The sequence below is a fragment of the Kribbella lupini genome (assembly GCF_039529595.1).
GTDB classification, from domain to species: Bacteria; Actinomycetota; Actinomycetes; order Propionibacteriales; family Kribbellaceae; genus Kribbella; species Kribbella lupini.
Window position 1 is genome coordinate 1510626 of the sequence record NZ_BAAANC010000001.1, and the last position, 25183, is coordinate 1535808.

At 71.1% G+C, this 25183-nt stretch carries 26 protein-coding genes; 10 read left to right on the forward strand and 16 right to left on the reverse strand.

Features of this window, described 5'->3' with window-relative positions:
• Positions 1 to 985: 985 nt before the first annotated feature.
• From ABD235_RS06875 to ABD235_RS06885, 3 genes are all read right to left on the reverse strand, one after another.
• A complete protein-coding gene (locus ABD235_RS06875) occupies positions 986 to 1663 on the reverse strand; it encodes a TetR/AcrR family transcriptional regulator (protein ID WP_344171113.1) in 678 nt (225 codons plus the stop codon).
• 99 nt (positions 1664 to 1762) lie between these two features.
• Complete coding sequence (locus tag ABD235_RS06880) at positions 1763 to 3061, reverse strand: FG-GAP-like repeat-containing protein (protein ID WP_344171115.1); 1299 nt, start codon at positions 3059 to 3061, stop codon at positions 1763 to 1765.
• Positions 3062 to 3072: 11 nt separating this feature from the next.
• Entirely contained in the window at positions 3073 to 4383 is a 1311-nt protein-coding gene (locus tag ABD235_RS06885) for an FG-GAP repeat domain-containing protein (protein ID WP_344171117.1), read from the reverse strand.
• A 150-nt stretch (positions 4384 to 4533) separates the two neighbouring features.
• Here ABD235_RS06885 and ABD235_RS06890 point away from each other — a divergent pair, with 150 nt between their 5' ends.
• Positions 4534 to 5118 (forward strand): SecDF P1 head subdomain-containing protein, encoded by a 585-nt coding sequence (locus ABD235_RS06890; protein WP_344171119.1) that lies wholly within the window; start codon positions 4534 to 4536, stop codon positions 5116 to 5118.
• A gap of 17 nt (positions 5119 to 5135) precedes the next feature.
• Here ABD235_RS06890 and ABD235_RS06895 read toward each other — a convergent pair whose 3' ends face one another.
• Positions 5136 to 5873 (reverse strand): ArsR/SmtB family transcription factor, encoded by a 738-nt coding sequence (locus ABD235_RS06895; RefSeq protein ID WP_344171121.1) that lies wholly within the window; start codon positions 5871 to 5873, stop codon positions 5136 to 5138.
• Between ABD235_RS06895 and ABD235_RS06900 the strand changes: the two genes are divergently transcribed.
• Entirely contained in the window at positions 5786 to 7096 is a 1311-nt protein-coding gene (locus ABD235_RS06900) for an MFS transporter (protein ID WP_344171122.1), read from the forward strand. The two genes, ABD235_RS06895 and ABD235_RS06900, sit on opposite strands and share 88 nt — an antisense overlap.
• An 18-nt stretch (positions 7097 to 7114) precedes the next feature.
• Here the strand turns inward: ABD235_RS06900 and ABD235_RS06905 are convergent, their stop codons facing one another.
• The 4 genes from ABD235_RS06905 to ABD235_RS06920 all read right to left on the reverse strand — a co-directional run bounded on the left by ABD235_RS06905 (position 7115) and on the right by ABD235_RS06920 (position 9481).
• Positions 7115 to 7837, reverse strand: a complete 723-nt coding sequence (locus ABD235_RS06905; protein ID WP_344171124.1) for a GAF and ANTAR domain-containing protein — start codon at positions 7835 to 7837, stop codon at positions 7115 to 7117.
• A gap of 86 nt (positions 7838 to 7923) precedes the next feature.
• Positions 7924 to 8604, reverse strand: coding sequence for a haloacid dehalogenase type II (locus ABD235_RS06910; RefSeq protein WP_344171126.1), 681 nt, complete (start codon positions 8602 to 8604; stop codon positions 7924 to 7926).
• Positions 8605 to 8687: 83 nt separating this feature from the next.
• A complete protein-coding gene (locus ABD235_RS06915; protein ID WP_344171128.1) occupies positions 8688 to 9170 on the reverse strand; it encodes a hypothetical protein in 483 nt (160 codons plus the stop codon).
• Positions 9167 to 9481, reverse strand: a complete 315-nt coding sequence (locus tag ABD235_RS06920) for an STAS domain-containing protein (protein WP_344171130.1) — start codon at positions 9479 to 9481, stop codon at positions 9167 to 9169. Before ABD235_RS06920 ends, ABD235_RS06915 begins: the two co-directional genes overlap by 4 nt.
• Positions 9482 to 9622: 141 nt before the next feature.
• On the opposite strand from ABD235_RS06920, the gene ABD235_RS06925 reads away from it, so the two are divergent.
• The 3 genes from ABD235_RS06925 to ABD235_RS06935 are packed head-to-tail and all read left to right on the forward strand — an operon-like array spanning position 9623 to position 12263.
• Positions 9623 to 10324 (forward strand): response regulator, encoded by a 702-nt coding sequence (locus ABD235_RS06925; RefSeq protein WP_344171132.1) that lies wholly within the window; start codon positions 9623 to 9625, stop codon positions 10322 to 10324.
• A complete protein-coding gene (locus tag ABD235_RS06930; RefSeq protein WP_344171134.1) occupies positions 10321 to 11685 on the forward strand; it encodes a sensor histidine kinase in 1365 nt (454 codons plus the stop codon). Before ABD235_RS06925 ends, ABD235_RS06930 begins: the two co-directional genes overlap by 4 nt.
• Positions 11682 to 12263 carry a GerMN domain-containing protein gene (locus tag ABD235_RS06935; RefSeq protein WP_344171136.1) on the forward strand — a complete coding sequence of 194 codons (582 nt, stop codon included), beginning with the start codon at positions 11682 to 11684 and terminating at the stop codon, positions 12261 to 12263. The genes ABD235_RS06930 and ABD235_RS06935 overlap by 4 nt, the downstream gene beginning before the upstream one ends.
• Here ABD235_RS06935 and ABD235_RS06940 read toward each other — a convergent pair.
• Both ABD235_RS06940 and ABD235_RS06945 read right to left on the reverse strand, forming a co-directional pair.
• Positions 12239 to 13639 (reverse strand): MFS transporter, encoded by a 1401-nt coding sequence (locus ABD235_RS06940; RefSeq protein WP_344171138.1) that lies wholly within the window; start codon positions 13637 to 13639, stop codon positions 12239 to 12241. The two genes, ABD235_RS06935 and ABD235_RS06940, sit on opposite strands and share 25 nt — an antisense overlap.
• A gap of 74 nt (positions 13640 to 13713) precedes the next feature.
• Positions 13714 to 15072 (reverse strand): 2-isopropylmalate synthase, encoded by a 1359-nt coding sequence (locus tag ABD235_RS06945; protein WP_344171140.1) that lies wholly within the window; start codon positions 15070 to 15072, stop codon positions 13714 to 13716.
• Between the two features lie 177 nt (positions 15073 to 15249).
• Between ABD235_RS06945 and ABD235_RS06950 the strand changes: the two genes are divergently transcribed.
• On the forward strand, positions 15250 to 15924 hold the full coding sequence (locus ABD235_RS06950) for a FadR/GntR family transcriptional regulator (protein ID WP_344171142.1): 675 nt from the start codon (positions 15250 to 15252) through the stop codon (positions 15922 to 15924).
• Here the strand turns inward: ABD235_RS06950 and ABD235_RS06955 are convergent.
• The 4 genes from ABD235_RS06955 to ABD235_RS06970 are packed head-to-tail and all read right to left on the reverse strand — an operon-like array spanning position 15913 to position 19253.
• Positions 15913 to 16380 (reverse strand): nitroreductase family deazaflavin-dependent oxidoreductase, encoded by a 468-nt coding sequence (locus tag ABD235_RS06955; protein WP_344171144.1) that lies wholly within the window; start codon positions 16378 to 16380, stop codon positions 15913 to 15915. The two genes, ABD235_RS06950 and ABD235_RS06955, sit on opposite strands and share 12 nt — an antisense overlap.
• A 49-nt stretch (positions 16381 to 16429) precedes the next feature.
• Complete coding sequence (locus ABD235_RS06960; protein ID WP_344171146.1) at positions 16430 to 17116, reverse strand: NADPH-dependent F420 reductase; 687 nt, start codon at positions 17114 to 17116, stop codon at positions 16430 to 16432.
• The gene (locus ABD235_RS06965) at positions 17113 to 18180 is read right to left on the reverse strand and encodes an LLM class flavin-dependent oxidoreductase (RefSeq protein ID WP_344171148.1); all 1068 of its coding nucleotides are present in this window, start codon (positions 18178 to 18180) and stop codon (positions 17113 to 17115) included. The genes ABD235_RS06960 and ABD235_RS06965 overlap by 4 nt, the downstream gene beginning before the upstream one ends.
• Positions 18181 to 18209: 29 nt before the next feature.
• Positions 18210 to 19253, reverse strand: coding sequence for an LLM class flavin-dependent oxidoreductase (locus tag ABD235_RS06970; RefSeq protein WP_344171150.1), 1044 nt, complete (start codon positions 19251 to 19253; stop codon positions 18210 to 18212).
• 153 nt (positions 19254 to 19406) lie between these two features.
• On the opposite strand from ABD235_RS06970, the gene ABD235_RS06975 reads away from it, so the two are divergent.
• From ABD235_RS06975 to ABD235_RS06990, 4 genes are all read left to right on the forward strand, one after another.
• Complete coding sequence (locus ABD235_RS06975) at positions 19407 to 20687, forward strand: winged helix-turn-helix domain-containing protein (RefSeq protein ID WP_344171152.1); 1281 nt, start codon at positions 19407 to 19409, stop codon at positions 20685 to 20687.
• A gap of 105 nt (positions 20688 to 20792) precedes the next feature.
• Positions 20793 to 21812, forward strand: coding sequence for an aldo/keto reductase (locus ABD235_RS06980; RefSeq protein ID WP_344171154.1), 1020 nt, complete (start codon positions 20793 to 20795; stop codon positions 21810 to 21812).
• A 15-nt stretch (positions 21813 to 21827) separates the two neighbouring features.
• On the forward strand, positions 21828 to 22646 hold the full coding sequence (locus ABD235_RS06985) for an NADPH-dependent oxidoreductase (protein ID WP_344171156.1): 819 nt from the start codon (positions 21828 to 21830) through the stop codon (positions 22644 to 22646).
• A 44-nt stretch (positions 22647 to 22690) separates the two neighbouring features.
• Complete coding sequence (locus tag ABD235_RS06990) at positions 22691 to 23017, forward strand: hypothetical protein (protein WP_344171158.1); 327 nt, start codon at positions 22691 to 22693, stop codon at positions 23015 to 23017.
• Positions 23018 to 23172: 155 nt separating this feature from the next.
• On the opposite strand, the gene ABD235_RS06995 is transcribed toward ABD235_RS06990, so the two are convergent.
• Both ABD235_RS06995 and ABD235_RS07000 read right to left on the reverse strand, forming a co-directional pair.
• Positions 23173 to 24363, reverse strand: a complete 1191-nt coding sequence (locus tag ABD235_RS06995; RefSeq protein ID WP_344171160.1) for a SpoIIE family protein phosphatase — start codon at positions 24361 to 24363, stop codon at positions 23173 to 23175.
• Entirely contained in the window at positions 24360 to 25163 is an 804-nt protein-coding gene (locus tag ABD235_RS07000) for an alpha/beta fold hydrolase (protein WP_344171162.1), read from the reverse strand. The genes ABD235_RS06995 and ABD235_RS07000 overlap by 4 nt, the downstream gene beginning before the upstream one ends.
• Positions 25164 to 25183: the final 20 nt, after the last annotated feature.

Here is a 25183-nt window from a genome sequence, read left to right on the forward strand (position 1 = left end):
GCCCGTCCACCGCTGGAGCCCGCCTACCGCCGGAGCCCTCTCGCCGCCGGAGTCCGCTTACCGCTGGAGCCCGTCCACCGCTGGAGCCCGCCTACCGCCGGAGCCCTCTCGCCGCCGGAGTCCGCTTACCGCTGGAGCCCGTCCACCGCTGGAGCCCGCCTACCGCCGGGCCGCTCACCGCTGGAGCCCGTCCACCGCTGGAGCCCGCCTACCGCCGGGCCGCTCACCGCTGGAGCCCGCTCACCGCCGGGGCCCGTCCACCGCCCGAGCGCTCGTCGGCGATCTGTGCGGCGCTCTGCTCGCAGGTCGACCAGGTGCTGCGCCAACGCGACACCAGCGCCTGCCGACCGCTTGGGTGCTCGAGGGCGACCCACGCGCCGCTCTGCCGCCGCTCGACCAGGCGACCGCCGGAGCCCGTCCACCGCCGGGGCCCGCCCATCGCCGGGGGCCTGCCCATCGCCGGGGCCCGCCCACCGCCCGAGCCCTCGTCGGCGATCTGTGCGGCGCTCTGCTCTCTGCTCGACCAGGCGACTGCCGGAGCCCGTCCACCGCCGGAGCCCGTTCACCGCTGGAGCCCGTCCACCGCTGGAGGCCGCTCACCGCCGAACCCGCTCACCGCCGAACCCGCTCACCGTTGGAGCCCTCGTCGGCGATCTGTGCGGCGCTCTGCCCACTGGTCGACCAGGTGCTGCACCAACGGGACACCAGCGCCTGCCGACCGCTCGGATGCTCGAGGGCGACCTACGCGCCGCTCTGCCGCCGCTCGATCAGGCGACCGCCGGAGCCCGTCCACCGCCGGGGCCGCCCATCGCCAGAGCCCGTCCACCGCCCGAGCCCTCGTCGGCGATCTGTGCGGCGCTCTGCTCGCTGGTCGACCGGGTGCTGCACCAGCGCGCACCAGCGCCTGCCGACCGCTCGGATGCTCGAGGGCGACCTACGCGCCGCTCTGCCGCCGCTCGACCAGGCGCCGCGGACACGGCGCCCGTCAGGCGGTGGCTTGGGCTAGGAGGCCGTCGACGAGGGCGGTCAGGCCCTGGTGGAAGGTGTTTTCCTGGGCGATCTCGCCCCACTGATCTGCGATCGCGGTCAGGTGTGGGAGTTGCGAGTTCCCCGTGCCGCTGAACGGGCTGTTCTCGGCGGGCGGGAAGTCGCCGTCAGGGTGACGGCGGGCGGTGCGGGCTCGGACCAGGATCTCGCCGACGGTGTAGTACCAGATGTTGCGGAAGATCAGCACGCCCTGGGCCGGCGTGCAGCCGTGGTCGGCGGCGCCGGCCAGGATCGCCTCGACGATCCACAGTGCCGGGTCGCCGATCCGGGCGACGAAGCCGTCGGTGGCGAGGACCTCGGCGGCCCACGGCCAGGCGGCGAACGCGTCGTGGATCAGGACGCCGGCGGCGATGATCCGGTCGCGCGGCTCCCCAGACAGCTCCGGGCGTGGCAGTTGGGCGGCGTACTCGGTGAGCAGGAGGAGGAGCAGGTCTTCCTTGTCCCGGACGTGGTGGTAGAGCGTGGTCGCGCCGATCCCGAGCTCACCGGCCAGGCCTCGGATCGTCAGCTTCTCCCAGCCGTTGCGATCGATCAGCCGGCGAGCCGCCGCGAGGATCTCGGCGCGGCTGGTGACGGGCGGCCGGCCGGTCTGACCGCTGACGCTGGATCGGGGCACCTCTCCATCATGTCACCGGGCGCGGCGCGCGGGACGGAAGGCTGACGGCGCCGGGGGCGTGGCGCCGTCAGCCGTTCAGTGCGTCAGCCGTTCAGGGGATCAGTACGTCGCCGGTCGGTACCCGGTCCAGCCCTGCCCGATGTCCTGGCCGGTGTTGAACCCGCCGTCGCCCTTGCCGGTCCAGCGGAACAGGTGGCCGTCGATCTTGCGTACGGCGACCAGGTCGGCCTTGCCGTCCCCGTTCACGTCCATCGCGTTGAACGCGCCGAAGCCGTTCCAGCCGCCCCCGACGTCGACCTTCACCGCGAACGAGCCGGAGCCGCCGCCCCGCCAGAAGAACAGGTTGCCGTCGGCATCGGCACCCCACAGGTCGCCGTCCCCGTCGCCGTCGGCGTCCGCGCCGGCGATGGTGCCGAAGCCGGCCCAGCCCTCACCGATCCGGATCCGCTGGCCGAAGGCGCCGGGGCCGCTGCCCGGGTACCAGTAGAGGATGCCTCCGTCCCGCCCGACGATGTCGGCCTTGTTGTCCTCGTTGATGTCGACGACCGCGAGGCCCTCGAGCGAGTTCCAGCCGACGCCCTCGGCGGCGAGCTTGGAGAAGCCACCGTTGCCGTTGTTCAGCCAGTAGTTCAGCGAACCGTCGGTCGAGGTCGCGTAGATGTCGGCGTACCCGTCGGCGTTGCTGTCGCCGACACCGATCCGGTTGTACGACGCCGACCAGCCCGGGCCGATCTCGCTCGAGCCGCCGAACGTGCCGGTGGCGGTGCCCGGGTAGAGCTTCATCGTGTTGGTCGGGTCGACGGCCAGCAGGTCGTCGTACTTGTCGCCGTTGACGCTTTCGGCCGCGCGGACGGTCACACCGCAGTTGTAGCTGGTGTAGAGCGGGCCGTTGTAGTCGAAGCTGTACGTGACCAGCTCGCCGTGCAGCTCGATGTGCTGCTCGTTGCCGTTGTAGACCTGCGCGTAGTGCAGGTGCGGACCGCTGGCGTTGCCCACGGCACCGACCCGGCCGATGAACTGGCCCTGGGCGACCTGCGTGCCGCTGGCGACGTCGCGGGAGCTGAGATGCCGGTACTCCGACTTCCAGCCGCCGCCGTGGTCGATCGTGATCACGCCGGCCTCACCTTGGGTGGCGACACCGGCCGCGCTCGCGACGACCGGCTTGCCGAGGTCGTCGTCACCCACGCCCCAGTTGAAGTCCAGCGGGTAGTAGTTGTCGCCACCGTGCCCGGTGTAGGTCGCACCGTTCCACTTCTCGCCGCACGGGAACGGCAGCTCGAAGTTCGGCTTGGCGTCGACCTGCGCGGACGACGCCGGCGCCGTGACCGCCGTACCGGCGACCGTGAGCAGAGTGATGGCCAGACCGGCCAGGGATCTCTTGAGGAGTTGCTTGGTCATCAGGTCGCTCCTCAGTAGGTCGCGGGACGGTAGTTGGTCCAGCCCTGGCCGATGTCCTGGCCGGTGTTGAGCAGGCCGGTGCCCTTGCCGGTCCAGCGCAGCAGGTGCCCGTCGCTGGTCCGGACGGCGACCAGGTCAGCCTTGCCGTCGCCGTTGACGTCCATCGCGTTCATCGGGCCGAAGCCCGCCCAGCCGCCGCCGACGTCGACGCGGGTGGAGAAGGTGCCGTTGCCGGCGCCGCGGTAGTAGAAGAGGTTGCCGGAGGCATCGGTGGCCCAGAGGTCGCCGTCGCCGTCGCCATCGGCGTCACCGCCGGCGAACTCCATGTTCGCCCAGCCTTCGCCGATCTTGATCCGCTGGCTGAACGCACCGCTGCCCTTGCCCGGGTACCAGTACAGGATCCCGCCGTCACGAGCGACGATGTCGGCCTTGTTGTCCTTGTTGAGGTCGACGAACGTGAGCCACTCGATGGTGTCCCAGCCCGCGCCTTCGATGGCGAGCTTGGTGAAGGTGCTGTGACCGGAGTTGTGCCAGTAGTGCAGCTTGCCGTCGGTGGAGGTGGCGAAGATGTCGGCCGCGCCGTCGGCGTTGGAGTCGCTGACGCCGATCCGGTTGTAGTACGACGACCAACCCGGGCCGATGTCGGCCGAGCCGCCGAAGGTGCCGGTCGCGTTGCCCGGGTAGATCCGCAGCGTGTTGTCGGGGTCGACGGCCAGCAGGTCGTCGTACTTGTCGCCGTTGATGCTCTCGGCGGCCGTCGGCGCGGCGCCGCCGCTGGTCCACCAGGTCGTCTGCTTACGGGCGCCGGCCCAGCTGAAGCTGAAGTGGATGTGGTCGGTGTGCGGGTTCGGGCCGGTGTAGTTCTGCCAGCCGGAGTTGGGCTCGTAGGCCTTCCAGATCTTGTGGTTCCAGATCAGGTAGACGATGCCGAGCCGTCGGGCCAGCGCGTGCTTGTTGCCGTACTGGTCGGTGGCGAGCATCCAGTTCAGCAGCTCGTTGGCGTTGGCGAGCTGGGTCGAGTTGGAGGCGTTGAAGCCGAAGTCGAGCGCACGGCCGTCGTGGTGGTCGCTCGGTTCGCCGACGTTGCAGGGGCGGGTGATGCCCATGCTGTTCTGGCCGGGGTACTCGGCGTCGAGCATCGCCTGCAGGCTCAGCGGCCCGGCCTTCGCGGTCGGGTCGCATCCCGGTGTCACGTAGGAGGCGTAGCCGTCGATAGCGGCCGGGAACGTCGGCGTCGGTGGGACAGCGGCAGCGGTGGACGCGGTCGTGAGCGTCGCCACCAGCACGGCGGCACCGGCGAGGCCGGCAAGGAGTCTCTTCACGGTTCACTCATTTCTGGGCGGTGGAAGTGGTGAGACTGTGACGTGTCGGCACGACGTACGGGAAGCCCTTCTGCAGCAACGTGCAGACGGGAATCCATGCAGGACAAGGGTTTCGGCGCGTCGCGGTGCGAGCGCGGATAGGATCGGCTCATGACCCAGCAACCGCCGTACCAGCCACCGCAGTACGGCCCGCCGAAACGGAATCGCGGGCCGCTGGTCCTCGTGGGCGTGCTCGGTGTGGTGGTGCTGGTGCTGGTCGTGCTGACCGTCGTCGTGCTGCGTGGCAACGACGAGGACCCGGATTCGTCGCAGCCGCGGACACCGCGCGATCCGGCCGCGGTCGAGTTCCGGCGGGTGGTGACGGCGGACGCCGGCCTGTGTGCTTCGCCGCCGGCGACGCCCGGGGTCGTCTGCGGCGCGGACGGGACGGGTTACACGCTCGGCAAGGTGGAGCTCGACGGCCGGAACGTGTCGAAGGCCGAGGCGAAGCTGAGCAACACCAGTTGGGTGGTCTCGCTGCAGCTCGACGATCAAGGCAGCAAGGCGTTCGAGCAGCTCACCGCCGACGTGGCGAAGAAGTCGCCGCCGGCCAACCAGATCGCGATCGTGGTCGACGGCAAGGTGGTGAGCGCGCCGTCGGTGATGTCGGCGATCACCGGGGGTCAGCTCGAGATCAGCGCTGCCCAGTTCACCCAGGAGGAGGCGCAGAAGCTGGCGGACGCGATCGGTGGTTGATCAGGGGGTGAGCGCCGTCAGCGTTGGGTGCAGTTGGCGAGGCCGGCTTCGCCTTCGGGGGTGAGGTGGATGCTGCGCGGGACTCGGCCTCGGGTGATCCAACCGAGGTCGAAGAAGCGGGTGGTGATCGCCTTTCCGAGTGGGCCGGCGAGGTGGTGCGCTTGCTCTGTCCAGTCGACGCAGTACCGGAGTGGCGCGGCGGAGAGGGCGGATCGGGGGATACCCCAAGCGGCCAGGTGTTTCGTGCCGAGGTCGGTGAGGTGGTACTGCGTTCCCTGTCCGGGAGCGGAGAACCGGTCGACGGCGTCGTCGGGGTCGTGCAGGCCGTTGCCTCGGGCAACCCAATCGCGGACGATCAGCTGCTGAAGGAGGTCGACGCCGAGTCGGCCGGCGAGGTGCTGGTAGCAGGTGCGTGCCGTGCGGAGCGCTTGCGCCCGGGTGTGCTCGCGCAGCGAGCTGATCGGGGCCTGTGGCGCCAACCGGGCCAAGGCTTCGAGGACACCTTCCACGTCGTCGGAGGCCAGGCGGTAGTAGCGGTGACGCCCTTGACGCCGTACGACGACCAGTTGCTGGTCGAGCAGGATCGACAGGTGGTTGCTGACCGTCGAGGCGGCGACGCCGGCTTCTTCCGCGAGCCGGCCGGCGGGCAGCGAGCGACCGTCGGCGAGTGCCATCAGGACGCGGACGCGTTTCGGGTCGGCGAACGCGGCGGCGACGCGGGCGAGCTCGGGGTCTCCGGTGGCCGGGCTGGTCATCGTTCGAGCGTACGTCGCGGACGCTTCGACGGGCGCTGAAGTGTTCGCGACGGAGGATCGTCGGTATGTGGCCTCTGCGGATCGCCCTGTGTGGTGGGTACTTCCTCGTCCTGCTGGACGTGACCGTGGTGAACGTCGCGCTTCCGGAGCTCGGGGCCGGTCTGGGCACTTCGTCGTACGGGCTGGCCTGGGTGGTCGACGCGTACACGGCTCCGCTCGCGGTGCTGCTGCTGGTCGCTGGTGCGCTGGGGGACCGGTACGGTCACCGGCGGTTCGTGCTCTGGGGGTACGTCGGGTTCGGTGCGGCCTCGGTGGTGTGCGCGCTGGCTCAGGCGTTGCCGATGGTCATCGCGGGACGGGCGATCCAGGGGGTCTGCGCGGCGTTCATGCTGCCGGGCACTCTCGCGTTGCTGATCGCGGCGGCTCCGGACGAGCGGGGGAGAACCGTCGGACTCTGGGCTGCGGTAGGTGGGGCTGCGCTGCCGGCCGGGCCGTTGCTCGGGGGAGTACTGGTCGATCTCGCGGGGTGGCGGGCGGTGTTCTGGCTGAACGTGCCGTTCATCGCTGCTGCGCTGCTGCCGATCGTCAAGCTGCGTGAACGCCCGAAGAAGCCGGCCAACAGGCGGCTGCGGCCTGCGTTGTCGGTGCCGGTGCGTGCGCTGGTGCCGGCCTGCGCCGTCGCGGGGGTGATGAACTTCTGCGCGCTCGGCGCGCTCTTCGTGCTGACCCAGGTGTTCCAGACGGCTCATCACCTCCGCCCACTGGCCGCGGGACTCCTGCTCCTCCCGGCGATGCTGCCGCTGCCGGTACTGGGCGCGCCCGCGGGGCGGCTGACCGACCGGCTGGGACCGTGGCGTACCAGCGCTGCCGGGCTGACGATCGCGGCGACCGGGTTCGCCGGTCTCGCGGTGACCGTCGGATCGCCGCCGGGTCCGGCGTTGCTGGGTTCGCTCGCGGTCTGGGGTGTCGGCCTTGGTGTTCTCACACCGGCCATCGTTTCGGCGGCGCTTCAGGCCGCGCCCGTCGTACCCGGTACGGCGTCCGGCGCGAGCAACACCGCCCGGCAGGCGGGTGGGGCGCTCGGGGTGGCGACCTTCGGTGCGGTGGTGGGCGCAGACCTCACGCGGGCGCCCTGGGTGCTGGCTGGTGCGGCGCTCGCCTTCGCGCTGGCGGCGGCGTACTGCTGGAGGAGGAACCGCGACGCCTTGCCGGTCCGGCGGTAGAACGCCTCGCCGATGGTGTCAGTGCGGAAGCGTCCGGGTGTCGATGAGTTGCTGGGCGACGTCGCGAAGCTTGGTGTTGGTGTCCTGGGAGTAGCGCTTGAGGATGGCGAACGCCCGGTCGCTGTCGACGTCGAAGCGTTCCATCAGGATGCCCATGGCCATGCCGACGAGCTTGCGGGCGTCGACGGCCTGAGCCATCGTCTCCTCGTGCCGCGCGGTGGCGACCGCGACGGTCGCGTGCCGGGCGAGGATCTGGGCGATGGCCTCGTCGTCGGTGCCGAAGGCGTCGGGGTCGGGGCTGTAGAGGCCGAGGGCGCCGACGGTGCGGGAGTCCGTGCCGAGCATCAGCGGTACGTCGAGCACGCTGCGGACCCCGAGGCCGGAGACCTTGGCGGCCCACTCCGGCCAGCGGTCGTCGGTGAGGGTGTCGCGGATCAGGACCGTGGTCCGGTCCCGGAGCGAGGCGACCAGCGGGCCGTCCTCGGCGTCGATCTGCAGGGTGAAGACGTCAGCGACGACCGGGTCGGTGACCGCGGCGATCTCCGTGCGGTGCCCGCGGGTGGACAGCGCGATCCCGGCGTACGTGCAGTTGAGCGCCTGCAGCGCGAACTCGACGACGGCCTCCACCGTCTCCTCGACTCCGGAGGCGTCGTGCAGCTCGACGGCCAGTCGTGCGAACGCGTCGGCCGCCGCGCCGTCTACAGGGTCAAGCGTCGCCACATCGGTCTCCCAGGTCCGCACGACCGGCACCCCGCCGGCCGGGGCGCCCAGCTCACATCTTGCCTCACCAGTACCAGCCGGGCACGAACCGGCCCGGGCCGTCCAGGTCACCTACCGTTGGCGTCATGCTCCAGGATCAGCTCGGCGAGCGCGGTCAGGTCGTCGGCGACCAGGTCCGGCTGGGGGCCGTGCGGGCTTAGCACCATCCCCGGCCGGCTGATGAACGCCGCCTGACAGCCGGCCTCCAGCGCCCCGGTGATGTCCCAGTTGTGCGCCGCGATCAGCCGGACCTCACCGATCGGTACGCCGTACGCCGCCGCGACCGCCTGGTACGGCTCGGGTGACGGCTTGAGGTGCCGCACGCTGTCCGCCGAGACCACCTGGTCGAAGTACTGCCGGATCCCGGCGTTGGTCAACTGCTGCTCGGCGACGTCCTGCACCGAGTTGGTCAACGCGACCAGCCGCAGCGGCGACTCGGCCAGCCGCGCGAGAGCGTCGGGCACCTCCGGGTGCGGCGGCAGCGACGACATCAGGGCGACGGTCTCGTCCACCTCGGCGTCACCCAGTACGACGTCCTGCCGCGCCGCAAGCATCCGGAGCGCGGCTCGCTGCGCGGTGGTGAAGTCGACGTACGCGCCGGTCAGCCCGCCGACGAACGCGAGCTGCAGCATCTGCGCGAACCACAACGGCCGCAGCGCCGCCGTACCGAACAACTCCTCGAACCGCCCGTCGAGCGCCTTCAGATCCAGCAACGTCTCGTTGACGTCGAACGCGAGTACCTGCGCCATGCGAATCAGCTCCGTGCTTCTCGGAAGAGAGTGCTGGTACTTCAGTACCAGACGGAGCCGGTGCTGGACTCCAGAAGCCGGTTTCAGCCGCGCTTGATCCCGGCGGCGAAGTTCAGCGCGGTCAGGGTCTTCTGGAGCGTGTCCAGGTCGGGGGCGGGGGTGACCGCGAAGTCGCCGTACAGGCAGAACGCGAGGTTGCCGTCGGTCGTGCGGCCGGCGAGTTCGGGGCGGCCGTCCTCGTCGTGCAGGACGAGCCAGCCGAGGGTGTCCAGCTCGTCCAGGGCCATCGCGCTGGGGGTGTGGTCGCCGGATGGGAGGACCACGAGACCGGCGCCGGTGAGCTCGTCGAGGTAGGCGGTGTGGGCGTCCATGAGCTCGACGACCTCGAGATCGACGTAGTCGACGCCCCGGCGCGGTGAGTTCTCGGAGGCGCAGGCGATCGCGAGTCCGTGCGGCAGGCAGGTCGTCTGCGGCATCGGGCGTGAGTACGGCGTACCGGGGCGGCGCAGGCAGCGGCGGGTCGGCGAGATCGGCAGCGGGCGCCGGTTGGTGGAGCGGTTGTTCACGCGGCGGCCTCGACCTCGAAGACCCGGTCGAGGCCGGTCCGGCGCAGGGCGTCGGCGGCGCGCCGGTTCGCGTGCCGGATGACGACGCCGCCACCGCGCCGGCGGCAGATCCGGTGGGTGTCGAGCAGGGCCGCGAGCAGCGTGGACGACATCTGGTCCAGGTCGGACACGTCGATCACGACCAGGCAGGCGCCGTCCATCACCAGGTCGTTGAGCTGCCAGCGCAGCGCGGTCAGGCCGGCGGCGACCTCGGCCTCGCTGATCGTGACGATGGCCTTCCGGGGCGGTGGGGTGTGGACGGAACGGGTCATGGCGGGCCTCCCGGCGGCACTGACAGGATCTCTCCACTCTTCCCCGTGGACGTTGAGAAAGATCGAGCGCCTTCTTTACGATCCGATGACGAGAACCGCCCCGGCCGTCATCTGCCGCCGATCGGTTGCAAGGATGGTTCGATGGCGTTGCAGGTCCTGGTCGTCGAGGACGACGACCGCATCCGCACCGTCCTGCGGCTCGCGCTGGAGGACGAGGGGCATCAGGTCACCGAGGCCGCCGACACGCCCGCGGCCCTGGACCGGGTCCGGACCGTGATGCCCGACCTGGTGCTGGTCGACCTGATGCTCGGCGAGATCGACGGCTACACCTGCATCCGGGAGATCCGCCGGCTCAGCGACATCCCGATCGTGATCGTCAGCGCCCGTTCCGACACCCACGACATCGTCGCCGGGCTGGAAGCCGGCGCCGACGACTACGTGACCAAACCCTTCCAGGTCAAGGAGCTCACCGCCCGCCTGCGCGCGCTGCGCCGGCGGCTGCGAACCAGTACGGAAGCGACCGAGCCGGACGTCGTACTGGACTCCGACCCGGTACGGCGCCTGGTGCTGTCCCGGTCGCGCGGGTCGGTGCTGCTGCAGGGCGCGGACCTCAAGCTGACCGTCACCGAGTACCGGTTGCTCGCCGAGCTGGCCCGGCCGCCGGGCCGGGTGCTCAGTCGTCCGGCGCTGCTGTCGTCGGTCTGGGAGCACGGCTTCTACGGCGACGAACGGATCGTCGACGTCCACATCCGGCGGTTGCGAACCAAGATCGAGCGCGATCCGGGCCGCCCGCAGCTGGTGGTCACCGTGCGCGGGATGGGCTACCGGCTGGACCCGCGGTGAACCGCGCGCTCGCCGCGCTCGGCCTGCGGCACCGGATCGTGATCGCGTTCGCGCTGGTCGCGTTGCTGGTGTCGACCGTGTTCGCCGTGAGCACCTACGCGCTGGCGCGCGGGTACCTGCTGGGTCAGCGCGAGGACGTCGTCCAGCGGCAGGCACTCGCGGACGCCGGGTTCGTCCAGCGCCGGCTCGAGACCGCGGGGGCGGACGTGTCCGCCGTACTGACGGCGGCCGGTACGCCGGCCGGGTACGTCGTGGTGCTGAAGTGGCAGGACCAGTGGTACGGATCGGCGCTGGACCAGGGGCGGGAGGCGGTCCCGGTGGAGATGCGCGCCGAGGGCGCTGAGGGCCGGGCAGCGACGCAGCGGGTCGACAGCGCCGACGGGCCGGTGCTGGTGGTCGGCGTACCGCTGCCGGCCGTGGGCGGGGAGTTCTACGAGATCGCGCCGCTGAACGAGCTCGACGGGATCCTGCGGTTGCTGAGCCTGATCCTGATCGGGGGAGCCGTGCTGTCGGCCGGGGCCGGCGCGGCGCTCGGGGCGTGGGCGAGCCGGTCGGTGGTCACGCCGCTGAACCGTGTGGCGGTCGCGGCGGCGACGATCGCCGGTGGGGAGCTGGACACCCGGCTGCCGCCGACGGAGGATCCCGAGCTCGCGACGATTGTTGCCTCGTTCAACAGTATGGTCCAGACGCTGCAGCAGCGGATCGAGCGGGACGCCCGGCTGGCGGCGGACGTGAGTCACGAACTGCGCTCGCCGTTGACGACGCTGGTGGGAAGTGTGGACCTGCTCACCGCGCGGCGGGACGAGCTGCCGCCGCGGTCGCAGCAGTTGCTGGACCTGATCTCGGCGGACCTGGACCGCTTCCGGCGGTTGCTGGACGACCTGCTGGAACTGGCGCGCTCGGACGCGGGCCTGGACCTGGGATCGGAGGCCACGGTCCCGCTGGGAGAGCTGCTGCGGTACGTCGTGGGCGAGGTCGGTGCGGATCCGGCGCTGGTGAAAGGGGCCGAGGGCATCGAAGTACGGGGGGACAAGGCGCGGTTGGGACGGTTGTTCCGGAACCTGCTGGAGAACGCTTCGCGCCACGGAGGTGGGGCGACGGCCGTGCTGGTGAGCCGGTCCGGGGACGACGTGCTGGTCGAGGTGGACGACGCGGGCAGCGGGATTCCGCCGGAGGAGCGGGAGCGGGTGTTCGAGCGGTTCGCGACCGGGCCGAACCGGCGCGGTTCGTCGTCGGGGACCGGGCTCGGGTTGGCGCTGGTCGCGGAGACCGCGGCCGCGCACGGTGGGGCCGTGTGGTGCGAGGCTTCGCCGGCGGGCGGCGCGCGGTTCGTCGTACGGCTGCCGGAGGTGAAGCGGTGAGGCGCTGGGTGGTGGGGCTGGTCGTCGTACTGGTTGTTGGTGGGTGTGGGGTGCCGACGCAGGAGTCGCCGGTGGAGATCCGGCCGGAGGCACTGCCCTCGCGGTTGCGGGAGACCGCGCTGCCGCGCGAGGTCTCGCCGCAGACGCCTGGGCCGGGATTGGTGAGCGTGGTGGTGAACTTCGTCCGCAAGGACCGGTTGGTGCGCTCAGTGCGCGAGGTGCCGAACGGTCCGGCGGAGGACCGCCTGGCCGCGATCGTCGCCGCGCTGGTGGCCGGACCAACCGAGCGCGAGCGGGCCAGCGGGATCTCGTCGGCGCTCCCCGCAGGCCTGCAGCTGACGGTGACGACTTTGGACGGCAACCGCGCGGTGATCGGTCTCGTCGGCGAAACCGGCGGGTCGGCGGCCGAGAACGTGCTCGCCGTCGGCCAGATCGTCCTGTCGGCGACCGCGATCCCGACCGTCAAGGAGGTCACCTTCGAACGCGACGGGTTGCCTGTCGAAGCACTGCTGGCCGACGGCGCGCTGACCACCAACCCGCTGACGGCCGCCGACTACGCCGCGCTCCGCGCGGGCTGAGGGCTGTGTCGAGGCAAGGAGACGGCTGCTGTGAGGACGGCGACGATCAGGACGGCGGAGCACAGGGTCAGGCCTCGCGCGTAGCCGTCGTTGAGGGAGCTGGTCGTCTCGGTGTGGTGCTGGGCGGCGGTGCCCAGCGCGGCGAGGCCGAGTGAGGCGCCGAGCTGCCGGGAACTGTTGAGCAGGCCGGACGCCGTACCGGTTTCGTGAGGTGCGACGTCGGTCGTGGCGGTGGCGACGAGGGGGCCGAGGCAGAGGCCGAAGCCGATGCTCGCGACGATCGACGGGCCGAGGACGTCGATGAGGAAGCGGCCGTCGGCGCTGATCTGGCCGAACCACGCGAACCCGATCGCGGTCAGCAGCGCGCCGCCGATCAGCAGGCTCTTGGCCGGGACGCGGTAGCCGAGCTTGATCGCGAGCACCGACCCGACGACGACGCCGAGCGCGAACGGCAGGAACATCAGGCCGGTCAGCGCCGGGCCGACGTCGAGCACACGCTGCAGGTACAGCGACATGAAGTAGAACGACGACGCCATCGCCGCGCCGACGAGCAGGTTGAAGACGTTCGCGCCCGAGACCGAGCGGTTGGTGAACAGGCCGAGCCGGACCAGCGGCTCGCGGCGCGTGGTCCGCTCGACGAGGACGAAACCAGCCAGCAGCACGACGGCGATCGCGAGCGTGATCAGCGTGGTCGGCGATCCCCACGCGTGCCGGTCGGTCCGCACGACGCCGAAGACCAGAGTCGTCATCCCGGCGGTTGCGAGGACGGCGCCGAGCACGTCCGGGCGACCACGGCGTACGGCGGCCACTCCGGCGACCCCCGCCCAGGCGACGGCGAACGCGACCGCGGCCATCGGGACATTGACGAACATCACCCATCGCCAGCTCGCGTACTGGGTCAGCACGCCACCGATCAGAACGCCGAGCGCGCCGCCGGCCGCGTTCATCGCGCTCCACACGCCGAACGCGCGGACCCGAGCGCGACCGCTCGGGAACGTCGTGGCCAGCAACGCGAGCGCGGCCGGTGCGAGCATCGCGGCCCCGATCCCTTGAGCAGCGCGGGCTGCGACCAGGTGACCGGGTTCCTGCGCGAAGCCCCCAAGCAGGGAAGCGACGCCGAACAGGCCCAGTCCGGCGAGCAGCAACTGCTTGCGCCCGTACCGGTCGCTGGCCTTGCCGCCGAGCAGCAGCAGGCCCCCGAAAGTCAGCGCGTAGGCGTGGATCACCCACGTCACCCCGGTGGCGCTGAAGCCGAGGCCGTTGGCGATCTGGGGGAGTCCCACGTTCACGACCGAGAGGTCGAGGGACACCATGAACTGCACGACGGCGACCACGGCGAGGGTGGCGCCAGGCTTGTTCTGCAGGTTTCGGAACATGTTCCGAAAGTAGCACCGGGAGGGTGTGGGTGTCGAGCCCGGGCCGGTTCGAGGCCGGCCCGAGCTCGCGGTGGTCAGGAGGCGTAGACCTGCTGGTAGAGGGCGTGCAGTTCGGCGGCGGTGGTCTCGCGGCCGGTGCGGTCGGTGTGGCGCTGGACGTGCCGGGCGAAGTCGGCTTCCTCGTCCGGGGTCAGCTTCACGCCGTACTCGGCGTGCAGGAGATACCCGATGCCGCCCTTGCCGGACTGGCTGTTGACGCGGATCACCGCGTCGTACGTGCGGCCGAGGTCGGCAGGGTCGATCGGCAGGTACGGGACGTCCCACGGGTGGTCGCGTTCCGGTACGCCGGCTTCGGCCGCGCGGCGGGTGTGTTCGGCGAGGCCCTTGCGGATGGCGTCCTGGTGGGTGCCGGAGAACGCGGTGTGGACCAGGTCGCCGACGTACGGGTGCCTGGCCGGGACCGGGAGGCGGGTGCAGTACTCGACGGTGGCGCGGATGTGGTCGAGGTCGGAGAAGTCGATCATCGGGTCGACGCCTTGGGTGTAGAGGTTGAGTGCGAGTGTGGCCAGGTCGACGTTGCCGGTGCGCTCGCCGTTGCCGAACACGCAGCCCTCGACGCGTTGCGCGCCGGCCAGGACGGCGAGCTCGGCGCAGGCGATGCCGGTCCCGCGGTCGTTGTGCGGGTGGACGGACAGGATGACGCTCTCGCGGCGGTCGAGCGACTTGTGCATGTGCTCGATCTGGTCGGCGTAGACGTTCGGCGTCGCGACCTCGACGGTGGCCGGCAGGTTGAGCACGACCGGCCGGTCGGGCGTCGCGTCCCAGCGGGTCGTCAGGCGGTTGCACAGGTCGAGGACGAAGTCGGGCTCGGTCAGGTTGAAGACCTCGGGTGAGAACTGGAAGCGGACGTTGTCGCGGTCCTGGCTGAGTTCCAGGATGTCGTCGGCCGCTCGGAGGATGAGGTCGGTCAGTTCCTCGCGGGTCCGGCGCAGGACGATGTCGCGCCACAGTGGCGCGGTCGCGGCGTACAGGTGCACGACGACCGGCGTACGGATGTCGCGGACGGACTCGAGCGTGCGCTCGATCAGCGCGCGGCGGGCCGGGGTGAAGACCACGACGGTGACGTCGTCGGGTACGTCGGTGAGCCGGCGGACGAAGTCGAAGTCGGTCTGCGAGGCGGACGGGTAGCCGACCTCGACCTCTTTGTAGCCGATGGCAACGAGCAGGTCGAAGAAGCGGCGCTTGCGGGCCGGGTCCATCGGCTCGGCCAGCGCCTGGTTGCCGTCGCGCAGGTCGACGGGGACCCAGAGCGGAGCGGTGGTGGTGCGGCGGTTCGGCCAGTCGCGCTCGATCGGTACGACGGGCACGCGGTCGAAGACGGAGCGGTACCGGTGGTGCGGCATCGGCGACGGTTGCTGCCGGTTCCAGTTCATGCGGAGATGTCCTTGCGGTCACGAGCTCGGGGACCGGCGCGCACCAGCACTCCACGGAGGGGCGCCGGTCGATTCAGCTCCCGCCGTGGCAGCTGAGGAGGAGGCGGCTCGAGGACATGGGGTCGACCTTAGAGCAGGTCGTACTCCTCAGACAAGCTGAGGGGTTAGGCTGGGCCGATGATTCGCCGACAACCGCTGGCCGAGCAGGCCGTTGACGAGATCCTGCGGCGCGTGGGGGCCGGGGAGTGGCCGGTCGGGCACAAGCTCCCCGGCGAGACGACGTTGGCGGCGCAGTTGGGCGTTGGGCGGTCGACGGTGCGGGAGGCCGTCCGGGAGTTGGCCGGGCGGCGGGTGCTGGAGAGTCGGCAAGGAGCCGGGGTGTTCGTGGTGGGGACGCAGCCGGTGGAGGACTGGGACCAGGTGCTTCGGCGGGCTGCGATCTCCGACGTGCTGGAGGGACGGCTGGCGATCGAGACCGAGGCTGCGCGGCTGGCGGCTTCCCGGCGTACGGCGACCGACCTGCGGGCGCTGAAGCGGACGCTGGCGGAGCGCGCGCGGGCCGCTGCGGAATCCGGGGACGAGGAGTACATCGAGGCGGACCTTGCGTTCCACCGCGCGGTGGTGACCGCGGCGCACAACGCCGTACTGGGTGAGCTCTTCGACAGCTTCGTTCCGCGCGTACGCCGCGCGATGGCGGACATGCTGAAGCTGGACACGAAGGCGAAGCACCGCGGCGACCAGGCCGAGCACGCGGCGATCGTCGACGCCGTCCGCGCGAAGGACCCCGAGCTGGCCGCGGCCGTCAGCCGAGCCCACCTGGCCGACGTCCGCAGCGAGCTGCTACCCGGCTGACCGCGGGGTGAGGCGGATGACCGGGTACTCGCGGTCGGACTTCTCCTGGTACTTCGCGATGCGGGGCTGGGCCTTGGCGATCCGCTGCCAGGCGTCCGCGCGCTCGGTGGGGGTCAGGCGCTCGGCCTTCACCGGTACGGCGGGCTTGCCGGCGAACTCGACCGTCACTCGGTCCGGGTGGGCCGTCAGGTTCGCGTGCCAGTCGGGGTGCTGGCTGCCGCCGCCGGAGGCGACCACCAGCCACGAATCGCCGTCGGCGAACCAGGCCAGCGGGGTCGTCCGCGGCTCGCCGCTGCGGCGGCCGATGGTGTTGAGGACGAGCACGTCCATGCCCATCATCTGGCCCTTGCCGTCGCGGATCTTCCGGCTGGCCCGGGCGCCCATCTTCACCTGCATCCACCGCGAGAACCGTCCCGGCGTTCCCGGCTTGCGCTCGACCTGCTGTGTCTTCGTCATACCGAAGACGCTATTGGTCAGGCGGCCGGCGCCGCTTCTCGATTCCTGATCACTTGCGCGCGGCGGCGATCTCCCGGCCCAGCTCGCTGTCGGGGAAGCGGTCGAGCAGTGTGCGGAGCTCGTCGGCGGGCAGGTTCGCGCCGAAGGCCTCGGCGCGCGGCTGCAGCCGTACGCCGTCCGCCAGCCGGTCGAGCACGACCGGGTCGAAGCCGAGGTCGTCGACGAACTCGCTGACCACGGCGACGTCCGACGCGTTGTCACCGGCAACGGCGATCGCCTTGCGGCCCGGCGTACCGGCGGGCAGGGCGCCTTCGTCGAGGTCGTGGTACCCCATGTGGTTGAAGCCCTTGACCACCCGTGCTCCGTCGAGGAACGCGGCGACGAGCTCGCTGGACGACGTCCGCGGGTCGGTGAGGTCCTCGCGGTGGCCGTCGATCTCCCACCAGTAGTTCATCGCGTCGACGACGAGCTTGCCGCGCAGCTGGTCGACCGGGATCGCCTGGTACTTGCCGAGCGGCAGGGCCAGGACGACGAGGTCGGCGCCGGCCGCCGCCTCCACGCCGGTGGTGGCGACGGCGCCGGGAACCAGGATCTCGACGGTGAGCGCGATCTTGGCCGGATCGCCCGAGCCGGCGATCAGCACTTTGTAGCCCGCGGCAACGGCCAGCCGGCCGAGCACGGTCCCGACCTTGCCGGCGCCGAGGATCCCGACCGTGTGGATGCCGGTGGCACTCATGCCTGCTCCGCCGAGGACGCAGCCGCCGGGGTCAGTTCGGCCAGCCGTTCGCGGACCTGGGGGATCACCTTGCCGCCGAACAGCTCGACCGCGCGCATCCGCGCCCCGATCGGCTGGGTGCCGCTGGTGTAGATCAGGTCGAAGCGCCCGACGTCCACCGCGCTGACCGCGCGGGCGATCTTCGCGGCGACGGTGTCCGGCGACCCGATGTAGAGCGAGCCGTGCTCGATCTCGGCCAGGTACTCCTCGGGGCGGATCGGCGGCCAGCCGCGCTGCTGCCCGATCCGGTCGCGGATCACCTTGTAGTGCGGCCAGTAGATCTCGCGCGCCTCCTCGTCGGTGTCGGCGACGAAGCCCGGCGAGTGCATGCCGACCGGGTGCGCCGTCGTCCCGAACTGCTCGGCCGCACGGCGGTACAGATCGATGTACGGCGCGAAGCGCTCCGGCTGCCCGCCGATGATCGCGAGCATCAGCGGCAGGCCGTGGTGCGCGGTCCGGACCACCGACTGCGGCGAGCCGCCGACGCCGATCCAGGTCTTCAGCCGGCCGGACTCGGTCTTGGGGAAGACGTCGGCGTCGGTCAGCGGCGCCCGCGTCGTACCGGACCAGGTGACCGGCTTCTCGTCGAGCAGCTTGACGAACAGGTCCGCCTTCTCCTCGAACAGCACGTCGTAGTCGGCCAGGTCGTAGCCGAACAGCGGGAACGACTCGGTGAACGAGCCACGCCCGAGGATCACCTCGGCGCGGCCGTTGGACAGCGCGTCGACGGTCGCGAACCGCTGGAACACGCGAACCGGGTCGTCCGAGCTGAGCACGGTCACGCCGGAGGCCAGCCGGATCCGGTTGGTCCTGGTCGCGATGCCGGCCAGCACGGTCTCCGGGGAGGAGACCGAGTACTCCGGGCGGTGGTGCTCGCCGAGGGCGATCACGTCGACGCCGAGCTCGTCGGCGACGACGGCCTCCTCGACGACCTGGCGGATCGCCACGGCGTGCGAGACCAGCTGACCGTTGTCGTCCTGCGGGACGTCGCCGAAGGTGTCGAGTCCGAACTCGAGATCTGTCACGGGTACTGCGCTCCTTGGGAAGAAGGGATTCAGACGGCGGTGGGTTGGGCGGCGAGCAGCTCGCGGACGCGCGGTGCGACCTCGCGGCCGAGCAGCTCGATGGTGCGGGCCCGGGCGTCCCGGGGCAGGAACATCACGTCGTACTTGAGGTCGAAACGGCTCAGGTGCAGGTCGCGGGCCACGGTGGCGATCTTGCGTGCGACGGTCTCCGGCGAGCCGACGAACAGCGCGCCGGTGTCGACCTCGGCCAGGTAGCGGTCCTTGCTCGGCGCGTAGAAGCCGCGTTCGCGGGACAGGTTCTCGACCACCGGCTGCCAGTAGCGCCACCAGGTCTCGACGGCTTCCTCGTCGGTCTCGGCGACCAGGCCGAGCGAGTGCTGGCCGATCGGGAGCCGGGGCTTGCCGAGGTCGTCGAGCGCCCGTTCGTACAGGGCGACGTTGCCGGCGAAGCGCTGCGGGCGGCCGCCGATGATCGCCATCATCAGGGGCAGGCCGTACCGGGCGGCGCGCAGGACGGAGTTCGGCGTACCGCCGACGCCGATCCAGGTGGGGATGCCGCCGGGGCGCATCTGCGGGTGCAGTGTCTGGCCGGTCAGCGGAGCCCGGACGGTGCCGGACCAGGTGACCTCCTCCTCGCGCTGCAGGCGGACGAACAGCTCGAGCTTCTCCTCGAAGAGCCGTTCGTAGTCGGCCAGGTCGTACCCGAACAGCGGGAACGACTCGGTGGCCGAGGCCCGGCCGAGCACGATCTGGGCGCGGCCGTTCGAGACCGCGTCGAGGGTGGAGAACTCGTGGTAGAGCCGGACGGGGTCGTTGGTGCTGAGCACCGTGACCGACGTCCCGAGCGCGATCTTCTGGGTCGCGGACGCGACGGCGGCCAGCAGGACCGGGGTCGCGGAGTCGTTGTGGCCCTCGCGGTAGTGCTCGCCGAGGCTGAACGCGTCCAGGCCCACGGACTCGGCCAGCTGCGCCTCCTCGACCAGCAGTCGCACCGTCTCGGCGTCGGACATGATGCGTCCGCCGTCGGTGGCCACCTCGCCGAAGGAGTCGAGACCCAGCTCGAAACCAGTCACCACTGTCACCTCGTCCACGTCGGTCTTGGGTTGACGCGTCAAGCTTAACGTCGTGAGTTGACGCGTCAACCAGTAGGTTCGACGGGTGTAACGCGGGGCTCCGGCGAATTCTTCCCGGCCACGTCGGGGCGTCGTCCTGGGTAGATTCGGCCTATGGCGATCGGTCCGGCGGTGGGGCTCGAGGCGGCGCGGCGGATCGCATTGCGCGCCCAAGGGTTCGGGGAGGCCCGGCCGGGGCGGCCGGATGTGCGGCGGGTACGACGGGCGATCGATCGGGTCGGCGTACTGCAGGTGGATTCGGTGAACGTGCTCTGCCGGTCGCACTACCTGCCGGTGTTCTCGCGGGTGGGGGAGTACTCGCGGGAGCGGCTGGACCGGATGTGCTGGGGCGGCGGCGAGCTGTTCGAGTACTTCTGGGGGCACAAGGCGGCGCTGCTGCCGGTGTCGTCGTACCCGTTGGTGCGGTGGCGGATGCGGGTGGCCGAGCGGCAGGTGTGGGATGACCCGCTGGACCCGGAGTTGCAAGTGCCGTGGTCCGTAGTGGTCGGGATGCGGCGGTTGAGCGTGGAGCGGCCGGGGCTGGTCGACGACGTGCTGGCGATGGTGTCCGAGCAGGGACCGATCACGGCGGGCGAGGCCGACCGGGACGGCGTACGGCGGAAGCGGACCGACCCGGATCCGGATCCGACGACCGGGACGATGTGGAACTGGCAGGACGCGAAGATCGCGATCGAGTACCTGTTCGCGACCGGGCGGGTGGCCATCGCCGGGCGCCGGCACTTCGAGCGGCTGTACGACGTGACCGAGCGGGTACTGCCGGCCGAGGTGCTCGCCGCGCCGGAGGTGGACGACGACGAGGCGCGGCGGGAGTTCGTCCGCATCGCGGCGCGGTCGCTCGGGGTGGCGACGGCGGGGGAGCTGTGCGGGGCGACGCGCGGACACTATCCGTTGCCATCGGCATCCGGTCGCCGGGTGCTCGGCGAGCTGGTCGACGCCGGAGAGCTGGTGCCCGTGCAGGTCGAGGGCGTGAAGCAGCAGAGCTACCTGTGGGCGGAGGCCGAGGACGGCCCGGTCGACGCGCGGGCGCTGCTCTCGCCGTTCGACACCCTGATCTGGAACCGGGACCGCACCGAGCGGCTGTTCGGCTTCTTCTACCGGATCAGCATCTACACGCCCGAGGCCCAGCGCGTGCACGGCTACTACGTGCTGCCGTTCCTCCTCGGCGACCGGCTGGTCGCCCGGGTCGACCTCAAGGCGGACCGGCGGAACTCCGCGCTCGTCGTTCCCACCCTGACGTCCGAGCCGGGGGTGAAGGACGTCGTAGAGCCGTTGGCGGCCGAGCTGAAGCTGATGGCCCGTTGGCTGCACCTGGATCGGATCAACGTCACAGCCACTGGGTCGTTCGGGAGAGCACTGAAAGGCGCAGTGCGTTAGGCCGGCGAATCCCGGCCTGTGGACGCCGGACCGGGGCGTCGGAAAGCGTCCTTACGATGGCTACTGATCCAGTGGACATTCGACGTTCCGGTGAGGACCCCGCAGATGACGACCAGCTACCACGCCGCCGGCGACCGCTATGAGCGCCTGGAGTACCGGCGGGCCGGCCGGTCCGGGCTCGACCTGCCGGCGGTCTCGCTCGGGCTGTGGCAGAAGTTCGGCACCGACTACCCGTTCGCGACCCAGCGCGAGATCGTGCTGCACGCCTTCGACCTCGGCGTCACGCACCTCGACAACGCGAACCGCTACGGCCCGCCGTTCCGGGGCGCGGAGAAGTTCCTCGGGCAGCTGCTGCGCACCGACCTCGCGCCGTACCGCGACGAGCTGGTGATCACCACCAAGGCCGGCAACCCGATCGGCCCGAGTCCTTACTTCAAAGGCGGTTCGCGCAAGTCGCTGCTCAGCTCGCTGGACCACAGCCTGCGGGATCTCGGTACCGACTACGTCGACATCTTCTACCACCACCGGCCCGACGCGACGACCCCGCTCGAGGAGACCGTCGGCGCGCTGGTGAGTGCGGTCCAGCAGGGCAAGGCCCTGTACGTCGGGGTGTCGAACTACCCGACCGAGCAGGCGCACCAGGCGGCCGAGCTGCTGCGGCAGGCCGGCGTACCGCTGCTCGTGCACCAGCCGCGCTACTCGATCTTCGACCGTACGCCGGAACGCTCCGGCCTGCTCGACCAAGCGGCCGCGGACGGGTTCGGAGTGGTTGCCTACAGCCCCTTGGCGCAGGGTCTGCTGACCGACAAGTACCTCGACGGCACGATCCCGCCGGGCGCCCGGGCGGCCAACAGCACGTTCCTGTCGCCCGAGCAGATCGACCCGGTCTACCGGGAACGCGCGACCGCGCTGAGCAAGCTCGCGCACGAGCGCGGTCAGTCGCTCGCGCAGCTGGCGCTGCAGTGGGTGCTGCGGCGGCCCGAGGTGACGACCGCGCTGATCGGTGCCAGCTCGACCGATCAGCTCGACCACAACCTCGCCGCGCTCGACTTCCCGCCGCTGACCGAGGTGGAGCTGAAGCTGATCGACGAGCACGGAGTCCACGGCACGGGTCAACGTGCCTGATCTAGGGGAGTCGTTGTGACCGTTTCGCCTGAAGCCTCCTTCCGCCTGCGGTACGGGTCCGACGAAGTGCCTCCGGCCGCGTGGACCGAGGTGATCGCTCAGCAGCTGGCCCACCGGTCGGTGCGGAGCTACCGGCCCGATCCGGTCTCCGACGAGACGCTGACGGCGCTGATCGCGGCGGCGCAGTCGGCACCGACGTCGGGGAACCTCCAGCTGTGGAGCGTGGTCGCCGTACGGGACGAAGCACGCCGTACGCGGCTGGCCGAGCTGGCGGGGGAGCAGGACTTCATCACGCAGGCGCCGTTGCTGCTGGTCTGGCTCGCCGACCTCGCTCGCGCGCGGCACGTGACCGAGCAGATCGGGCAGGCGTCGTCGGAGGGCGCGGACTTCGTCGAGGCGGCGCTGCTCGGGTTCGTCGACGTCGCGCTCGCGGCGCAGAACGCGGCGCTGGCGGCCGAGTCGCTCGGGCTCGGCACGGTGTTCGTCGGGGCGATCCGGAACCGCCCGCTCGACGTCGCGGCCGAGCTGGAGCTGCCGGCGAACGTGTTCCCCGTCTTCGGCCTGACCGTCGGCCATCCCGACCGGTACGACGAGACGTCGGTGAAGCCGCGGCTGCCGCAGGAGGCGGTGCTGCACCACGAGCGGTACGCGCTGGAACCGCAGGCGGCGCATGTGGACGCCTACGAGGAGCTGCTCAACCGGTACTACGCGGCCGCGGGCATGCCTCAGGGGTGGGTACGCCGGGTGGCGTCCCGCTTCGGCAGTGTCGCCGGTCTGAAGGGGCGTGAGCACCTGCGCGAGGCGCTCCAGGTCAAGGGCTTCCCGCTCCGCTGAGAGCGCTCGCGTGACGGACTGGACCACTCAAGCGTTGTCAGGTCATGAAGACTCACGGGGACAGTGTTGAGGAGGTTCGGCCGGACACGGTCGATCCCGGGTTGGCGGCCGCGACGCTGAGCGTCTACGCGCACCGCCACGAGGTGGTCCATCTGTTGTACTCGGCAGCCGACGAGCCGGACGCGCTGCGCCGGGTGGCAGAGATCCTGCACCTGGAGGAGTCGACCGTCGCCCGGGTGCTCGACCAGCCGTTGCGCTGGATGGCGGCCCCGGCCCGGGAGGCCCTGGAGGCAGCCGCCGCCCGCGGGGTCTCGATGATCCCCGAGGCGGCGGAACTGGCAACCACCGCCGCCGGGCCTGATCAGCCCTAGCCCCGACCACAGCCACCGGGTCCCACCCCACCCCTCACGACCACTACTTTGAGCACCGTCCAGCCATCTTTCGGGCCTCCGGGCGGCTGGTCGGTGCTCAAAGTACGTCGGTCGGGGCGAAGTGCGGTGTGGCGCAGCGACGCGGGCTGGTGGAGCTAGCGGCGGGCGTGCAGGGCGAGCAGGGCGGTGTCGTCCGCGAGCGGTTCGCCGAAGCTGGTGAGGAGCTCGGACAGCGCGCCGACCAGCTCAGCGGCGGGCGCACCGGCGTACTGGAGGGCGAGCGTGCGCAGCGCGTGCTCCCCGTAGAAGTCGCCGTCGACGCGGGCCTCGGTCAGTCCGTCGGTGTAGAGCAGCAGCGTGTCGCCGGGCTGCAGGAGCAGGCGGGTCGGCGGGAACTCGCCGGTCGGCAGGATGCCGATCAGCGTGCCCTCCGTGCTCGGGAGGAAGCCGGCCGTGCCGTCCGCGCAGATCAGGAGCGGCGGCGGGTGGCCGCCGGAGGCGAACTCGACCTGCACCTGGCCGGTGACCGGATCCGGGATCAGCGTGCCGAAGATCGCCGTGCAGTAGCGGGGGTCGCCGGTCGCGTAGCGCTCGTTCAGGACGGTGTTGAGCGTGGCGAGGGCGGACCCGGGATCGTGCAGCGCGGCGGCGCGCAGGGTGTAGCGGGCGAGTGACGTCACGGCGGCGGCCGCCGGGCCCTTGCCGCAGACGTCGCCGAGGAAGAAGCCCCAGCGTTTCGGGTCGACGGCGAACAGGTCGTAGAAGTCGCCGCCGAGCTGGATGGCCGACGCGGTGTGGTAGTACGCCGCGGTCTCGATTCCCGGTACGTCGGGGAGCTGAGCGGGGAGCAGGGACTGCTGGAGTACGGCGAGCGCGTCCTCGAGCTGCGCGCGGTCGACCTCCGCCTGGCGCTGGGCGGCTTCGGCGTCGCGCCGCGCGGTCTCGGCGACCTGGCGGCCGCGCAGCAGTTCCTCCTCGTACGCGCGGCGGATCTGGGCGTCGAAGACCGTCGTACGGATCAGCACCGGCTCGCCGGCGTCGTACTTGACCACGGACGAGACCAGCACCGGCAACCGGCCGCCGCCGTGCCGCTTGAGCTCGAGCGCGACACCGCTGATCTGGCCCTGCATCCGCAGCGACGGTGCCAGGTGGGTCTCGTGGTAGACCTTGCCGCCGATGGTCAGCAGGTCGGCGAACCGCATCCGCCCGACCACGGCCTCGCGCTCGAGCCCGAGCCAGCCGAGCAGCGTCGCGTTGACCATGACGATCGTGCCGTCCATCGCCGTCGACAGCTGTCCGCTCGGCGCGGAGTCGTAGACCTCCTCGGCGCTGTCGCCGCGCGTCACCTCAGGCCCGCGAGGAAGGCGGTGATCGCCGCGTTGGTCGCCTCGGGCGCCGACAGGTGCGGGCAGTGGCCGGTCGCGTCGAGCGTGACCAGGGTCGACCCCTCGATCGCGGCGTGCGTGTACGCCCCGACCTCCCGGGGCGCGATCACGTCCTCGGTCGCCTCCAGGATCAGCGTCGGCACCTTCACCGACGCCAGATCGGCACGTGAGTCGGACAGGAACGTCGTCCGGGCGAAGACCCGGGCCATCGCGGGGTCGGTCGCGCAGAAGCTGGTGGTCAGCTCCTCGCCGAGCTCCGGCCGGTCGGCGTTGCCCATGATCACCGGCGCCATCGCCGACGACCAGCCGAGGTAGTTCTCCTCCAGCGAGGCCAGCAGCTCGTCGATGTCGTCGCGGGCGAAGCCGCCGCGGTAGTCGCCGTCGTTCAGGTAGTGCGGCGAGGGCGCGACCATCACCAGCGCGCCGATCCGGTCGGGCGCCTTGCGGGCGGCCAGAACGCCGATCATCGCGCTCACCGAGTGCCCGACGAACACCGCGTCGTGCAGGTCGAGCGCCGTACAGACCTCGACGACGTCGTCGGCGTACCCCTCCAGGCTGGAGTAGCGCTGCTCGTCGAAGGCGGTCAGGTCGGACCGGCCGGCGCCGACGTAGTCGAACAGAGCGATCCGGTAGTCGTCGGCCAGGGCAGGAACGGTCAGACGCCACATGTTCTGGTCGCAGCCGAAGCCGTGCGCGAGCAGGACCGTACGGCCGTCCGGGTTTCCGGTGGTGGTGACGTTGTTCCGGCGCAGGATGTCCACCCGGCCATCCTCGCAGCCCG

What these genes read in the sequence shown, in the direction of transcription:
- ABD235_RS06955 (WP_344171144.1), bottom strand. Translation starts at nt 16,380, where the DNA reads ATGACGAAGACACAGCAGGTCGAGCGCAAGCCGGGAACGCCGGGACGG.
- ABD235_RS06920 (WP_344171130.1), bottom strand. Translation starts at nt 9,481, where the DNA reads ATGACCCGTTCCGTCCACACCCCACCGCCCCGGAAGGCCATCGTCACG.
- ABD235_RS06980 (WP_344171154.1), top strand. Translation starts at nt 20,793, where the DNA reads ATGACGACCAGCTACCACGCCGCCGGCGACCGCTATGAGCGCCTGGAG.
- ABD235_RS06975 (WP_344171152.1), top strand. Translation starts at nt 19,407, where the DNA reads ATGGCGATCGGTCCGGCGGTGGGGCTCGAGGCGGCGCGGCGGATCGCA.
- ABD235_RS06910 (WP_344171126.1), bottom strand. Translation starts at nt 8,604, where the DNA reads ATGGCGCAGGTACTCGCGTTCGACGTCAACGAGACGTTGCTGGATCTG.
- ABD235_RS06890 (WP_344171119.1), top strand. Translation starts at nt 4,534, where the DNA reads ATGACCCAGCAACCGCCGTACCAGCCACCGCAGTACGGCCCGCCGAAA.
- ABD235_RS06990 (WP_344171158.1), top strand. Translation starts at nt 22,691, where the DNA reads ATGAAGACTCACGGGGACAGTGTTGAGGAGGTTCGGCCGGACACGGTC.
- ABD235_RS06960 (WP_344171146.1), bottom strand. Translation starts at nt 17,116, where the DNA reads ATGAGTGCCACCGGCATCCACACGGTCGGGATCCTCGGCGCCGGCAAG.
- ABD235_RS06895 (WP_344171121.1), bottom strand. Translation starts at nt 5,873, where the DNA reads ATGACCAGCCCGGCCACCGGAGACCCCGAGCTCGCCCGCGTCGCCGCC.
- ABD235_RS06945 (WP_344171140.1), bottom strand. Translation starts at nt 15,072, where the DNA reads ATGAACTGGAACCGGCAGCAACCGTCGCCGATGCCGCACCACCGGTAC.
- ABD235_RS06940 (WP_344171138.1), bottom strand. Translation starts at nt 13,639, where the DNA reads ATGTTCCGAAACCTGCAGAACAAGCCTGGCGCCACCCTCGCCGTGGTC.
- ABD235_RS06880 (WP_344171115.1), bottom strand. Translation starts at nt 3,061, where the DNA reads ATGACCAAGCAACTCCTCAAGAGATCCCTGGCCGGTCTGGCCATCACT.
- ABD235_RS06950 (WP_344171142.1), top strand. Translation starts at nt 15,250, where the DNA reads ATGATTCGCCGACAACCGCTGGCCGAGCAGGCCGTTGACGAGATCCTG.
- ABD235_RS06925 (WP_344171132.1), top strand. Translation starts at nt 9,623, where the DNA reads ATGGCGTTGCAGGTCCTGGTCGTCGAGGACGACGACCGCATCCGCACC.